Here is a 14106-nt window from a genome sequence, read left to right on the forward strand (position 1 = left end):
TCCAATACGAGCGCGATCCACCGACCGACGAGCAACACCGGGAGAACGGAATCGACTCCGCGGACACCACGACCGGCGACTGGGCTCTGGCCGAATGGTTTTCCGCCAGTGTCGCCAATCCAATCACATGGCCACTCGGACCCGCGACGATTCCGACGACGAGGGGGTGGAGTTCATCCACGATGACGACGGGTCGATCACCGCCCGTGACACGGAGACTGGAGTGGCCTCGTTCGGTGAGACGAAAGCAGAGGCGTTGCGGATGCTCGCCGAGGCGTTGACACTCCACGAGGGCGGTGGGGAACCCGTGACCGACGAGGACCTCGAAGACTGGGGGCTCGATCCCGACGGGCACGCTGCAGTCGATCGCTGATCAGTGCGGTGCCGACGACTTTCACGAGTGGTGCCGGTGGATCGACGAGCACTGCTGATGGCCCACGGAATACGGGACAGTCCGCTTCGACACATAGCGCGTCGCACCGACTCGGTCACTCCGGACGCGGCATCGATTCGAGGTCGCGAATCTCGCTGGTCTTCTCGATGCGGTCGTACTGGCGTCGCCAGGCTGCGACCGGGAAGAGGTCGTTCCGATCGAACAGCGCCCGCGCCGCGTCGGTGATCGCGTAGAAGGTATAGGGATACCCGCGGACGCGCTCACCGGGTTCGACGACCCGCTGTTCGACGACGCCGACGTCCTGGAGGATCCCGAGATGGCGACGGATCGCGTCGGTCCCGAGACTCGGATTCGTATAGTCGAGTTCCGCGACGCTCGGCGCGCCCGCTGGGTGGCCGACGATGTCGGCGATCAGATTCGCGCGTGTGTCGTCGGTGGCCCGCTGCAGCGCCAGCCAGGTGTCGAACTCGTCGGTGGCCCCCGTCGGGGTGGCGTCGCCACCGGTCCGCGTCGCGCCAGGGTGCATGCGAATCGATACGGCCGTCGCCACCATAAACACTCGGTCCTCAGCATCGATCGATTCTTCGACTGGTTCCTCAACTGATTCCGCAACTAGTTCCACAACCAGTTTCACATCCCATACCTATACCCCTCCCCCGTCACACCCTCCGAGTCGTATGCTGAACGACGGGGACGCCGGGGGCGAAGGGGCGAGCGACGAGACGGAGCCAGACGACCCTGGGTCCGACGAGACGGAGACCGACGCGGACTACATCGACGGCGTCGATCGAAGCGCGGTCGTCACGGACGACCAGCTCTCGGTCACCCCACACCAACACGAGCGGCTGAAAGACGCGCTCCACGGTCACGACCGGTTCGACGACCTCGCCCGCGCTGCCACCACGTATCTGGTCGTCGGGAGCGGCGCTGCCGACGGGCCGGGCCGCCGGCGACGACAGGTCTGCCGACAGCTGGACGAGCGGCCGATGGCCGCAGCGGTCCGCCTCGAAACGTTCGGACTCACCGACGACGATATCGACCTCTGGGCCCCGGCGTTCGATATCCTCTCGGCGATGGCCTCGCACGTCGTCGGCGTCCTCGAAGACTTCGACGGCGGGCACGTCTGGGAACTCGGCTATCTGTACCACCACCAGCGCCACGTCCGCGACGTGCTCTGGTTGCTCAAACGGATCTACGAGACCGACGCGGAGATGCGCGAGCAGTACGACAACGGGATGGCGGCCTCACATCTGGCCGCGCTCGAAGCGGCGGCCGGCGACAACGTTCTCACCTGGTCCGACGAGGACGACCTGCCCGATGCGGTCCGCGAGATTCCGTGAGCGGGTCGTTCCCCTTGCCCCCGAGGGTGTCGTCCCTGCCTGCTCGCGCACATTTTCCGCTTGGCGAACCTTCATGATCGATCCATCGATTTGTCGGCTGGAGGCTGTCACCACATGCCACGAGACGACGCCACACTCGAAACACAGCTCTCGGATCAGGAGTACGTCCGCCCGCCGACGCAGTTCGTCGGGCAGGCCAACGCGACCGATCCAGGGATCTACGACCGCTTCGAGGCGACCTATCCCGACTGTTTCGAGGAGTTCGCCGCCCTCCTCGACTGGGACGACCACTGGGACGAGGTGCTCGACGACTCGAACCCACCCTTCTACGAGTGGTTCAAAGGTGGGTCGCTCAACGCGTCGGTCAACTGCATCGATCGACATCTGGAGGATCGGAAAAACCAGACGGCGTTCGTCTGGGAGGGCGAGAACGGCGACAGCGAGCGCATCGCCTACCAGGACCTCTACCGGCGCGTCAACGAGATGGCGGCGGTCCTCGAAAGCGTCGAGGTCGCCGAAGACGATGTCGTGACCGTCCACCTGCCGATGATCCCGGCGCTGCCGGTGACGATGCTCGCCTGCGCCCGGATCGGTGCGCCCCACTCGGTGGTGTTCGCGGGCTTTTCGGCCCAGGCGCTGGCCGACCGGCTCGACGACGCCGCAAGTGACGTGCTCGTGACCGTCGACGGCTACTACCGCCGCGGCGAGAAACTGGATCACAAGGCGACCTGTGACGAGGCGCTCGACCTGGCCGAGACCGACCCCGAGACCGTCTTGCTGTTCAACCGCGACGAGGCCCTCGACGACTCGGTCACCATCGAGAGCGACGACCCGTACGTCCTCGTCGAGGACTGTCTGGCCGACTGTGCGGGCCGGGAGGTCGACCCGGTCAGCCGCGACGCCGAGGACCCGTTGTTCGTGATGTACACCTCGGGGACGACTGGCGAACCCAAGGGTTGCCAGCACCGCACTGGCGGGTATCTCGCTCACGTCGCCTGGACGGCGAAACACGTCCTCGACGTGAAACCCGACGACACCTACTGGTGTACGGCCGACATCGGCTGGATCACCGGCCACAGCTACATCGTCTACGGCCCGCTCGCGCTGGGGACGACCAGCGTCATGTACGAGGGGCCACCCGATCACCCACACAAGGCGATCTCCTGGGAGCTCTGTGAGCGCTACGACGTCGATATCTTCCACACCTCACCGACGGCCGTCCGGATGTTCATGAAATGGGGCGCCGACCACCTGGATCCGTACGACGTCGACGTGCGGCATTTGACGACCGTCGGCGAACCGATCCAGCCCGAGGCCTGGCAGTGGTATGCCGAGCACGTCGGCGGTGGCGACGCGGTCGTCGTCGACACCTGGTGGCAGACCGAGACCGGCGGGCACATGATCACGAACCTGCCCGCGATCCAGGACATGAAACCCGGGAGCGCCGGGCACGCCGTGCCGGGCGTCCAGCCCACGATTTACGACGGCGCGGGCGACCCCGTCGACCCCGCCAGCGACACGGCGGGCAATCTCGTGATCGAACGGCCCTGGCCGGGGATGCTCCAGACGGTGTACGGCGACGACGACCGCTTCGTCAGCGAGTACTGGGCGACCTTCTCGGAGACCGACTCCGACGACCCCGACGACTGGGTGTACAAGGCGGGTGATGGCGCGGTCCAGGCCTCTGACGGCTATTTCCGGATTCTCGGTCGGCTCGACGACGTGATGAACGTCGCCGGGCACCGTATCGGGACGATGGAACTCGAATCGGCGGCGACGACCGTCGCGGACGTCGCCGAGGCGGCCGTCACCGCGCGTGACGACCCACAGAAAGGCTCCGTCCCCGACGTCTACGTCGTTCCGCGGGCCGAGTGTGCGGACCCGTCCGCGATTCCGGAGGCGGTCGTCGAAGCGATCGAGTCCGAAATCGGCAGTTTCGCCCGCCCGGGGAACGTCATCGTCTGTGACGCCCTCCCGAAGACGCGATCGGGCAAGATCATGCGTCGCCTGCTCGAAGACATCTCGAACGGCGAATCGCTGGGCGATACGACGACGCTCCGCGATCCGAGCGTCCCCGAGCAGATCCGAACCCACGTCCAGGAGTCCTGACCCCCCTGCCGTCACCCGAACCTTCAGGGCAGCTCCCGATCATCCGGTCTTGTGAAGCGCACGCTCGCTCTCCTCGCGATCGTCGTCCTCGCGGGCTGTACGGTCTCGGTCTCGCCCGGCGAGACGCCCACGGCTCAGCCCACCATCCCGTCCGATCGGACGACCGTCACCGTCGAGCGCGTCGTCGACGGCGACACCCTCGAAGTCACCTATGCCGACGGAACGCCCGACACGTTGCGCCTGCTCGGCGTCGACACCCCCGAGGTCCACGTCGGCGTCGACCCGGCGGAGTTCCCGGGCGTCCCAGACGACCGCGCGGGGCGGGCCTGGCTCAGTTCGTGGGGGACGAACGCGACCCAGTACGTCGAATCGCGCGTCGCGAATAGGAGGGTCGAGATCGTCGTCGGTGGCGACCGACGTGGCTCCTACGGCCGCCTGCTCGTCTACGTCTACGTGGACGACGCGATGCTCAACCGCGAGTTACTCCGGGAGGGCTACGCCCGACTCTATGATTCGGAGTTCGAGTACCGCGACGGGTTTGCCGATCTGGAGCGTGAGGCCCGCGACGCGGGCGTCGGCGTCTGGGGGTTCGAGGAATCGACCACGCCGCTGCAGGTCACCGAGATCCACGCCGACGCCGCGGGTGACGACCGCGAGAATCTGAACGACGAGTACGTCGTCCTGGCGAACGCGGGCAACGAGACGCTGGATCTGTCGGGCTGGGAACTGAGCGACGAAAGCGGGAAAACCTACGTGTTCCCCGACGGCGTGGTGCTCGATCCCGGTGACAGCGTGACGCTATTTACCGGGTCGGGCGTCGATTCCGAGGGCGAACGCTACTGGGGGCGCGATTCGCCGGTCTGGAACAACGCTGGCGACACGGTGATCGTCGAGACCAGCGATGGCGCGATCGCTGCGGCGGAGTTGTATTGACGTTCGGGTTCCGCCGCGATCGGTGTCGTGTTGTCCCCGTATCGCCCGGACTACCGTCACCCACGTGGTCTTGTGTGTGCCCGCACTATCTTGTGTATGACCACGATCACTCCGGCGGACGTCCCGACCTACGAAACCCGGGCCGAGGGGCGCTCGCTCTGGACGGATCTGGCCGACCAGTCTCGCCCGACGATCGCGATCCGGAACGGCGAACGCGGGTTCGTCGTCCGGTACGATCTGGCTCACCTCGACCGATCGCTCACCGAGGACGCGCTCCGGACGCTGAGAGCGCGACTCCGAGAGCGGCGCGCGCCGGCGGGTGGGCTGGATCCGATCTCCGAGAGTGTCGGTCTGGGTGGTGAAATGGGCCAGATCGCTGGCGAGATCCACGCCGACACCGACGCCGCGGCCCGCGACCTGGCCGTGGAGATCGCCGGCCTCGTCACAGATTCCGACAACTGGGCGTGATCTGCATCCACGCGGTCGCGATACTCACGCTCGGCGCGGCCATTTCCTCACGTCGGACGCGCCGCTTCGCAGTGCGGTCCTCGTTCAGAAATGGACTTCTTGGAAGATTCGCCACGCTCATCTTCCGCGCTGCTCGAAAATCGGAGATTTTCGGCATGACGAGAGACGCCGTTCGGCGTCTCTCGAACCACCTCGTTGGCTTTGCTCACGAGGACGCCGGGACTGAGCGGCGACAGTGTCGCCGCGAAGGTTGAGGGACGCGAATGCGTCCCTCAGAACTGAGCAAAATCTTCGATTTTGCGACGGTCGGTGAGGGAACGACTGGGCGAACACAGTGAGCCAAGGAAGTGGACTCGCCGGGACTGAGCGAAGCCGACGGCTTCGCGAAGGTCGAACGGCGGCTCCGCCGCCGTTCGGGATTTGAACCAGAGGAAGACGGTCCGGGGTGCTCGCTCACTCCGTTCGTTTCGCTCCCGGGCGTGCGACTTCCAGGGTTCAAATCCACGCGTTCGCTGCGCTCACGCTCGGCTCATCCATTCTCGCACCCTCGTAGAACTCGGTCGCTCCGATGGACTCGCTGGAAGATTCGCTTCGCTCATCTTCCAAGCCCTCGCTCGCTACGCTCACGAGGACGCCGGGACTGAGCAAAATCTTTGATTTTGCGAGGGTCGGCGAGTCCACTGACCGAAGTGAGCGCAGCGAACGAAGGGGAGTGGACTCGCCGGGATTTGAACCCGGGGCCTCTTCCTTGCGAAGGAAGCGATCTGCCACTGATCTACGAGCCCGCACGCGATATTCATTCAGGTTCGCACTTGAGGGTTCCGTTTGGTCGTGCGTATGCGGACGTCACTCATCGTCGGTCGCCAGCAACTCGGCCTGGGTGGCTCCGACGGCGCCGACCACGCGGTCGGCATCCTCCTCGGGAACGCCAGCGTCGGCCAGCGTCGCGGAGAGGATCGTGATGGCCCGCTCGATGTGAGCGGGCTCGAAGGGCACGTCGAGGTGCGCCTCGCGGACGGGCGGGCCGTCGTAGCGCTGGGGCCCACCGGCCGCCTCACAGAGAAATGCCGTCTGAGTCTCGCGAAGGCGGTCGAGATCGGCCCCATCGAAAAACGGCCCCAGCTTTTCATCGGCCACGAGACGGTCGTAAAAGTCGTCGACGACGGTCCGGATCCCTGCCTCCCCGCCGAGGCGATCGTACAACGTCTTCTCGGTCATACACTCGGCAGCGGGCGGGCGCGCAAAGACCTGGTGGTCCCGGTGATCATCTCGGAAAACTGCGCGTCAGCAGCACTGTGTGACGAATCGGGGCCATCCCCACCACCCCCGCGACGGTGCCTGCGCCAGACTCAGTCTTCGAGGACGATCTCGATCGAGACGTCGTTGGGCACCTGAATCCGCATCAACTGGCGAAGGGCGCGCTCGTCGGCATCGATGTCGATCAGCCGCTTGTGGACGCGCATCTCCCAGTGCTCCCACGTCGCGGTCCCTTCACCGTCGGGAGACTTCCGGGACGGCACTTCCAGCGTCGTGGTCGGCAGCGGCACCGGACCCGACAGCTCCACACCGGTCTTACCGGCGATCTCACCGACGTCCGCACAGATGTCGTCGAGATCCTCGGGGCTCGTCCCGGCCAGACGGACGCGTGCTTGCTGCATTATTCGCGCTCTTCGACGCTCAGGACCTTCCCGGCGGCGATGGTCTGACCCATGTCTCGGATCGCGAAGCTGCCGAGTTCGGGGATATCGCCCGAGGGCTCGATGCTGAGCGGTTTCTGCGGGCGGACGGTGACGACCGCGGCGTCGCCCGACTGAATGAAGTCGGGGTTCTCCTCGGCGACCTCACCGGTCGAGGAGTCGATCTTCTGGTCGAGCGATTCGACCGTACAGGCGACCTGTGCGGTGTGGGCGTGGAAGACCGGCGTGTAGCCCGCGGTGATCACGCTCGGGTGCTGCATGACGACGATCTGCGCCTGGAAGGTCTCAGCGACCGTCGGCGGGTCCTCGGCGGGCCCACAGACGTCACCACGGCGGATGTCGTCTTTGCCGACGCCACGGACGTTGAACCCGACGTTGTCGCCGGGGCCCGCGCTGTCGACCTCTTCGTGGTGCATCTCGACGGTCTTGACCTCGCCGCCGACGTCAGACGGCTGGAACGAAACGTTGTCGCCCGGGAACATCTGGCCGGTCTCGATACGGCCGACCGGGACGGTCCCGATGCCGGAGATGGTGTAGACGTCCTGGATGGGAAGCCGCAGCGGCGCGTCCGTCGGCGGCTGGGGCTCGGGCAGGTCGTTGAGTGCATCGAGGATCGTCGGGCCGTCGTACCAGGGAGTGTTCTCGCTGTCCTCAGCGACGTTGTCACCCTCGAACGCCGACGCGGGGATGAACTTCGCGTTGTCGGGGTCGAACTGGACCTGCTTGAGCAGTTCCTTGACTTCCTCGACGGTCTGCTTGTAGTTCGACTCGTCGTAATCGACGAGGTCCATCTTGTTGACGGCGACGATGAGTTCACCGATGCCCAGCGTCCGGGCCAGGAAGACGTGCTCCTGGGTCTGCGGCTGGACGCCGTCGTCCGCGGCGACGACGAGCACGGCGTTGTCGGCCTGGCTCGCGCCCGTGATCATGTTCTTCACGAAGTCACGGTGGCCAGGGCAGTCGACGATGGTGAAGTAGTACTCCTCGGTGTCGAACTCCTGGTGGGCGATGTCGATGGTGACACCACGCTCTCGCTCCTCGGCGAGGTTGTCCATGACGTAGGCGAACTCGAACCCGCCTTTGCCCTTCTCTTCGGCTTCTTCTTTGTGCTGTTCGATGACGTGTTCCGGGACGGAGCCGGTCTCGTAGAGCAGACGCCCGACGAGTGTACTCTTCCCGTGGTCGACGTGACCGATGATCGCGAGGTTCTGGTGTGGTTTGTCGCTCATTTGTATCTCACGCGCAGAGGCGCTGTGACGGAAACTATCGGTGAATGCAATTAAAACGGTTACGATACGCTGCCCCGCCGCGGACGGTCGTCGTCGCCCGATTCGCCGCGCGTTTTCCGTTCATTCGACCGACCGGTCAGCCCACGGGTGCTCGTGGGGGAGTGGACCGATCTAGACGAAACCGACGGCTCGCAGTGTCGGCCGATCAGTCCGTTTACGCCGCTCGCCCGCCACCGCCCGGTATGAGCGCAGTCGATCCGGCGACGTTGCCGATCACCATCGACGACTCCGGCGTCGAGGTCACCTACGACGACGGACGGACCGTCCGGTATCGTGGCGTCCCCCAGGCCCGCGAGGAGAGCGTGACGGTCTCGGCCCACCGGCGAGTCCACGTGCTCGCGACCGACGCGGACGGCGAGACCGGCGCACTCGTTTACCTCACCGATCGGCGGACCCACCACGCGGTCCTCGAAGAGAGCGGCGTCGGCCGGTATCTTCCCGAGGAGACCCCCCAGACGATCCTGCCGGGCGTGACTGCCCGACGCGAGGGCTCACAGCTCGACATCGGTGCCGATCCCGACGCCGTCGCGGGTCGGGTGTTCGTCTTCGTGGAAGACGACCGCACCGAGCAGTCCTACGAACTCCTCGCCGCGTAGGGCCGCCCTCGCCGTCCGCTACTGGATGTACGAGGGCTCTTCGGCGTCACAGCTGTCTTCGTGCTGGCGGGCGTCGCCGTCGTCGTCGAAGAGCAGTCCGCAGGCCTCACACCGATACCAGACGCCGTCGTCGCGTTCGACGCGTTCGACCATGGTCGATCGTGCGTGGGGCACCCACAAACCGTTTTTTACTGGGATCTGACATCGACTCCGAAGCGACCAAGGCGACGCCGGTCGATCGATGCCTATGAACGACGAGTCGATCGCAGTCGAGTGGGGGCGCGTGCGGCACCGATGACGGGGATCGAGGTCACCGTCGAGAGCGCGCGCAAGTCCGACGCGGGCCGGGCGATCGCGCGCCTGCCCGAACTAGTGCGCCACGAGTTGGGCGTTCTGAGTGGCGATCCGGTCGTGATCGACGGCGAGGATCGTGCCGTCGCGAAAGTCTGGCCGGGCACTGGCTCCGAGCGGACCGTCCGCATCGACGCCGAGACCCGCGCGGCGGCGGGCGTCGCGGTCGGTGATTCTGCCGCCGTCCGGCCGATCGACCTCTCGGCGGCCGATCGGGTCGTCGTCGGCGCGGCGGACGCCGATCGCGAGGTCGTCGCGAGTCGCCTCCGCGATCGTCCCGTACGAGCGGGCCAACACCTCACCCTCGACGGCGTCGGGGGCGTCGCGATCCGCGACACGGACCCGGAGGGCCCCGTCCAGGTGACCGCCGAGACGACGGTGCTCGTCCGCGAGGCCAGATCCGACGATGACAGCGAGGCCGCCACCGATGGCGTCACCTACGAGGACATCGGCGGCCTGGACGACGAACTCGATCGGGTTCGCGAGACCGTCGAGGTCCCCCTCCAGAACCCAGAGCGCTTCGAACGCCTGGGGATCGACCCGCCCGCTGGCGTGCTCCTCTATGGCCCGCCGGGGACGGGCAAGACCTTGATCGCCCGCGCGGTCGCCAACGAGGTCGACGCGCATTTCGAGGTGATCTCCGGGCCGGAGGTGGTCTCGAAGTACAAAGGCGAGAGCGAGCGCCGTCTGCGTGAGGTGTTCGATCGCGCCGCCGAGAACGCGCCCGCGATCGTGTTCGTCGACGAGATCGACTCGATCGGCGGAACGCGTGACGACGACGCCGACATGGAGAATCGCGTCGTCGCCCAACTGCTGACCCTGCTCGACGGCCTCGAACCTCGCCAGCGCGTCGTGGTCGTCGGCGCGACCAACCGCGTCGACGCGATGGACGAGGCGCTCCGCCGCGGGGGCCGGTTCGACCGCGAGGTCGAGATCGGCGTCCCCGACCGGGAGGGCCGCCGGGAGATCCTCGCCGTCCAGGCCCGCGAGATGCCGATCGACGACTCCATCGATCTCGATCGGATCGCCGACCGCACCCACGGGTTCGTCGGGGCCGACCTCGAAACGCTCGTCACCGAGGCCGCGATGGCCGCGTTGCGCGCCGATCGCGACGACGATCGCGTCACGCGTGCGGACCTCGACACGGCGCTCGCGGCCGTCGAGCCCTCCGCGATGCGCGAGTACGTCGTCGAAGCGCCCGACGTCGACTTCTCGGACGTCGGCGGTCTGGAGGAAGCCAAACGGACGCTCGAACGCGCCGTCGAGTGGCCCCTGCAGTACGGCCCGCTGTTCGAGGCGACCGACACCGACCCGCCGTCGGGCGTCCTCCTCTATGGCCCGCCCGGGACCGGAAAGACACTCCTCGTGCGCGCACTCGCCGGCGAGACCGACGCGAACGTCATCCACGTCGCCGGCCCGGAACTGCTCGATCGGTACGTCGGGGAGTCCGAAGCGGCCGTCCGGGAGATCTTCGAGCGGGCGCGCCAGACCGCGCCGGCGATCGTCTTCGTGGACGAACTCGACGCGATCGCCAGCCAGCGCGGCGGTGCGGAGGTGACCGACCGGGTCGTCTCGCAACTGTTGACCGAACTCGACGGCCTCGTCGGCGGGAGTCGGATCGTCGTGATCGGCGCGACCAACCGCCTCGACGCCATCGATCCGGCGCTCAAACGCCCCGGTCGCCTCGAAGAACTCGTCGAGGTGGGCTTGCCCGACCGTGAGGCTCGCGAGCGTATCCTCCGGATCCACCTCGACGCGACGCCGCTCGCGGACGTACCGATCGCCGAGATCGCCGCCGACCTGGAGGGCTACTCGGGCGCGGACATCGCCGCGGTCGTCCGGGACGCCTCGCTCCGGGCGATCGATCGCGTCGTCCGCGATCTGAACGCGGACGAGGTCGACGCGACCGAGCGCGTCGCTGCCGACGCGGCCGTCGAGGCTGCGACCGACGAGGTTCGCGTCACCGAGGGGGACCTCCGGGCCGGCATCGAGTCGGTCGCCCCGACGGGTGAGCGGTGAGTCGGACGGTCTCGAACGGCGGCGCGGGCGAGTGCTACCAGCAGAGCGTCGGTGCCGACGCGATCGACACGAACGGCTCGTAGAACGCTGGCCGGTCGAACGGTTCGTAGAACGGTCGCCCAGTCGAACGGCTCGATACGCCTCTCCCGTCGTCGCGACCGTCACCCCGTGTTCTTCATGCCCGCCGCGATGCCTTTGACCGTCAGGCGGAGCGTCCGTTCCTCGATGTCGGTCCGGTGGGACTGATCGAGCAGGCGCGTCTGCAGCAAGTGCAACGGATCGACGTAGGGATTGCGCCGGTCGAGACTCTCTTCGAGCCAGTCGCGGTTGAGCAGACTCTCACGATCGGTGACTTCCTGAACCAACTCGACCGAGCGCTCGTACTCGGCTTCGATGCCCTCGAAAATCTCTTTGCGGAGGTTCTCGTCGGCCAGGGCGGCGTACTCGCTGGCGATCTCCATGTCGGATTTCGCGAGCGCCATCGCGGCGTGGTCCACGACGACCTTGAAGAACGGCCACTCGTCGTACATCTCCTGGAGCGTCTCGATGTCGCCACCCGCGTCGAGGTAGGCTTCCAGGCCCGTCCCGACGGAGTACCAGCCCGGAACGATACACCGGGCCTGCGTCCAGGAGAACACCCACGGGATCGACCGGAGGTCGTCGAGACTGCGCTCGACCGACCGCGAGGCGGGCCGCGAACCCATGTTCAACTCTTCGATGACGGTGATCGGCGTCGCCTGCTCGAAGTAGGGCACGAACGAATCGTCTTCGAGCAAGTCACGGTACTTCTGGCGGGCCGCTTCCGAGGCGGTCTCCATCGCCTCTTCCCAGTCGTCGGGCACTTTCTCGATCGGCTCTTCGGTCGCCCGGAGGCGTGCTCGTGCCTGGGCGTTGAGCATCTGTTCGAGGTTGCGCTCCGCGATCTGGGGGTCGGCGTACTTATCAGAGATCGCTTCACCCTGTTCGGTGAACTTGATCTGCCCGTTGACGGTCTCGTTGGGCAGCGCGAGCATCGCCTCGTGCATGGGCATGCCGCCCCTGGAGATCGACCCACCGCGCCCGTGGAACAGGCGCATCGTCACGTCGTAGTCGTCGGTGATCTTCGCGAGGCGTTTCTGGTTGCGGAACAGCGACCAGTTCGCGGCGAAATAGCCGTTCTCCTTGTTCGAGTCCGAGTAGCCCAGCAGGATCTCCTGGACGCCGCCGCGGGCCTCCAGCGCCTGACTGTACGCCTCGTTCTCGAACAGTGTGCCCATGATCCGGCGGGCGCCGTCGAGGGCGTACTTGCTTTCGAGCAGCGGGACGATGTCGAACCCACAGTAGCCCGGCAGGTCGACGATGCCGGCCTGATCGCCCAAAAACAGGACTTCCAGGCCGTGCGAGGGCTCTTCGAACCAACTGATCGCGTAGGTGTCGATGGCATCGATGCCGAACTCGGCCTGCCATTCGGCCGTCCGCTCGAACAGATCCATCACGCGGGCGCTGTCCTCGGTCAGGTCCTCCCGCTCGCAGATGTCGATGACCTGCTCGTCCTGTAAGATTGCGTCGGTCAGGAATTCGACGCGCTCCTCTTCGCTTTTCCCGAGGTAGTCGATCCCGTGGCGGTCGAGCGCCTCCGCGATGGCGTTGGTGTGTTTCTCACAGTGATCGCGGATGTCGAGACTCAGCAGGTTGAACCCGAACGTGTCGACCTTTCGCATCAGCGGGTCGACGTACTCGGTCGCGATGGTGTCGGCGTCGTTCGCGCGGAGACTCGACGCGATCGCGTCGAGATCTGCGAGGAACTCCTCGACGTCGTTGTACCCACCGGTCCGCACGTCACCGACGCGGACGAGCGACTCGCGCATCAGACGGAGTTTCTGCCGGTAGGGCTCGTGGGGGTAGCGCTGTTCGATCGTCTCGACCATCCCGGGGAGCCGCTCCTTGTGGGCCTCGAAGCGCTCGTCGAAGGTCTCACCGGTGTCGATCTGGCGGTCGTCCTGGCTGAGCACGCCCGACAGCGACTTCAGCTGATCGCGGTATTTCGGCAGGATGACGTCGCGCTGGCGTTCGAGCGTCTCGCCGGTGACGTCCGGCGTGACGTAGGGGTTCCCGTCGCGGTCCGAGCCAGCCCACGAGCGGAATTCGTAGCATTTCGGCACGTCGACGTCGTCGAAGTGTTCGGAGAGTTCGCGCTCCATCGCGGCGTAGATCTCGTCGATGACCTCGAACAGCACGTTCTCGACGTACCACTGGACGTTCAGCGTCTCGTCGGTCACCGTCGGCTTCCGATCGCGGACCTGTGGGGTCTGCCAGAGACTCGTGATCTGGGCCTCCAGGTCTCGCTCGATCTCGTCGCTTTCCGCGTCGGTCAGTCGCCCTTCGTCGAGGGCCTGGAGGTCGGTGGCGACTTCGCGGAGTTTCGCCTTGACGGTCTTCCGTCGCGCTTCGGTCGGGTGGGCGGTAAAGGTCGGCTCGATCAGGATGTCGTCGAGGATCGACTCGACGGTGTCGGCAGTCAGGCCCTCCTCGTCGAAGTGCTCGACCAGGTCGGCCACGCTCGTGTCGAGGGTGCCGTCCTGGCTCGCCTGCCGGAGTTGACGGACTCGCTCGCGCTCTTCTGCGAGGTTGATCAACTCGAAATACGTCGTGAACGCTCGGGCGACGACGTCGGCCTCGTCCGGCGACAGTCGATCGAGGGCGTTGTGCAGTGCCTCGCGGTCGTCGGCCTCGCCGGAGCGGTAGTCGACGGCGGCCGACCGGATTCGCTCGACCAGTTCGAACGCGTCCCCACCGCTCTGGGTCGCGATGATCTCCCCAAGCAGTTCGCCGAGGTCACGGACGTCTTGTCCGATCGCTCTGGCGTGTAAATCCATACCAGTGGCTGACGGGCGAAGCTGTTTAACACTAGCGGATTAGAGTGGACGTATC

13 protein-coding genes, 1 tRNA gene and 1 pseudogene are annotated in these 14106 nt (G+C 66.3%); 8 read left to right on the forward strand and 7 right to left on the reverse strand.

Features of this window, described 5'->3' with window-relative positions:
• Positions 1–127: 127 nt before the first annotated feature.
• Positions 128–373: a type II toxin-antitoxin system HicB family antitoxin gene (locus HARCEL1_RS03690; protein ID WP_108381249.1), complete on the forward strand. Its 246-nt coding sequence runs from the start codon at positions 128–130 to the stop codon at positions 371–373.
• Positions 342–431, forward strand: a pseudogene (locus HARCEL1_RS13945) (type II toxin-antitoxin system HicA family toxin); the annotation flags it as partial. The gene HARCEL1_RS03690 and the pseudogene HARCEL1_RS13945, both read left to right, overlap by 32 nt.
• Before the next feature lie 57 nt (positions 432–488).
• Here the strand turns inward: HARCEL1_RS13945 and HARCEL1_RS03700 are convergent.
• Positions 489–920 carry a helix-turn-helix domain-containing protein gene (locus HARCEL1_RS03700; RefSeq protein ID WP_108384064.1) on the reverse strand — a complete coding sequence of 144 codons (432 nt, stop codon included), beginning with the start codon at positions 918–920 and terminating at the stop codon, positions 489–491.
• A 151-nt stretch (positions 921–1071) separates the two neighbouring features.
• On the opposite strand from HARCEL1_RS03700, the gene HARCEL1_RS03705 reads away from it, so the two are divergent.
• The 4 genes from HARCEL1_RS03705 to HARCEL1_RS03720 all read left to right on the forward strand — a co-directional run bounded on the left by HARCEL1_RS03705 (position 1072) and on the right by HARCEL1_RS03720 (position 5244).
• Entirely contained in the window at positions 1072–1734 is a 663-nt protein-coding gene (locus HARCEL1_RS03705; protein WP_233357396.1) for an aminopeptidase, read from the forward strand.
• 114 nt (positions 1735–1848) lie between these two features.
• The gene (gene acs, locus HARCEL1_RS03710) at positions 1849–3843 is read left to right on the forward strand and encodes an acetate--CoA ligase (protein ID WP_108381250.1); all 1995 of its coding nucleotides are present in this window, start codon (positions 1849–1851) and stop codon (positions 3841–3843) included.
• Between the two features lie 51 nt (positions 3844–3894).
• Positions 3895–4776 carry a lamin tail domain-containing protein gene (locus HARCEL1_RS03715; protein WP_108381251.1) on the forward strand — a complete coding sequence of 294 codons (882 nt, stop codon included), beginning with the start codon at positions 3895–3897 and terminating at the stop codon, positions 4774–4776.
• Positions 4777–4872: 96 nt separating this feature from the next.
• A complete protein-coding gene (locus tag HARCEL1_RS03720) occupies positions 4873–5244 on the forward strand; it encodes a hypothetical protein (RefSeq protein WP_108381252.1) in 372 nt (123 codons plus the stop codon).
• Positions 5245–5957: 713 nt separating this feature from the next.
• On the opposite strand, the gene HARCEL1_RS03730 is transcribed toward HARCEL1_RS03720, so the two are convergent.
• The 4 genes from HARCEL1_RS03730 to tuf all read right to left on the reverse strand — a co-directional run bounded on the left by HARCEL1_RS03730 (position 5958) and on the right by tuf (position 8170).
• Positions 5958–6029, reverse strand: a tRNA-Ala gene (locus HARCEL1_RS03730).
• 61 nt (positions 6030–6090) lie between these two features.
• On the reverse strand, positions 6091–6462 hold the full coding sequence (locus HARCEL1_RS03735; RefSeq protein ID WP_108381254.1) for a truncated hemoglobin: 372 nt from the start codon (positions 6460–6462) through the stop codon (positions 6091–6093).
• A gap of 131 nt (positions 6463–6593) precedes the next feature.
• Positions 6594–6905 carry a 30S ribosomal protein S10 gene (gene rpsJ, locus HARCEL1_RS03740; RefSeq protein ID WP_233357434.1) on the reverse strand — a complete coding sequence of 104 codons (312 nt, stop codon included), beginning with the start codon at positions 6903–6905 and terminating at the stop codon, positions 6594–6596.
• Positions 6902–8170: a translation elongation factor EF-1 subunit alpha gene (tuf, locus tag HARCEL1_RS03745; protein ID WP_108381256.1), complete on the reverse strand. Its 1269-nt coding sequence runs from the start codon at positions 8168–8170 to the stop codon at positions 6902–6904. Before tuf ends, rpsJ begins: the two co-directional genes overlap by 4 nt.
• 242 nt (positions 8171–8412) lie before the next feature.
• Between tuf and HARCEL1_RS03750 the strand changes: the two genes are divergently transcribed.
• Positions 8413–8826, forward strand: coding sequence for a DUF5796 family protein (locus HARCEL1_RS03750; protein WP_108381257.1), 414 nt, complete (start codon positions 8413–8415; stop codon positions 8824–8826).
• A gap of 18 nt (positions 8827–8844) precedes the next feature.
• Here the strand turns inward: HARCEL1_RS03750 and HARCEL1_RS13855 are convergent, their stop codons facing one another.
• Entirely contained in the window at positions 8845–8979 is a 135-nt protein-coding gene (locus tag HARCEL1_RS13855) for a DUF7128 family protein (RefSeq protein ID WP_267894697.1), read from the reverse strand.
• A gap of 141 nt (positions 8980–9120) precedes the next feature.
• On the opposite strand from HARCEL1_RS13855, the gene HARCEL1_RS03755 reads away from it, so the two are divergent.
• Entirely contained in the window at positions 9121–11196 is a 2076-nt protein-coding gene (locus HARCEL1_RS03755; protein ID WP_108381258.1) for an AAA family ATPase, read from the forward strand.
• A 161-nt stretch (positions 11197–11357) separates the two neighbouring features.
• Here the strand turns inward: HARCEL1_RS03755 and ppc are convergent, their stop codons facing one another.
• Positions 11358–14051, reverse strand: a complete 2694-nt coding sequence (ppc, locus tag HARCEL1_RS03760; protein WP_108381259.1) for a phosphoenolpyruvate carboxylase — start codon at positions 14049–14051, stop codon at positions 11358–11360.
• Positions 14052–14106 lie beyond the last annotated feature (55 nt).

Origin of the sequence: Halococcoides cellulosivorans, assembly GCF_003058365.1 — an archaeon.
GTDB lineage: Archaea > Halobacteriota > Halobacteria > Halobacteriales > Haloarculaceae > Halococcoides > Halococcoides cellulosivorans.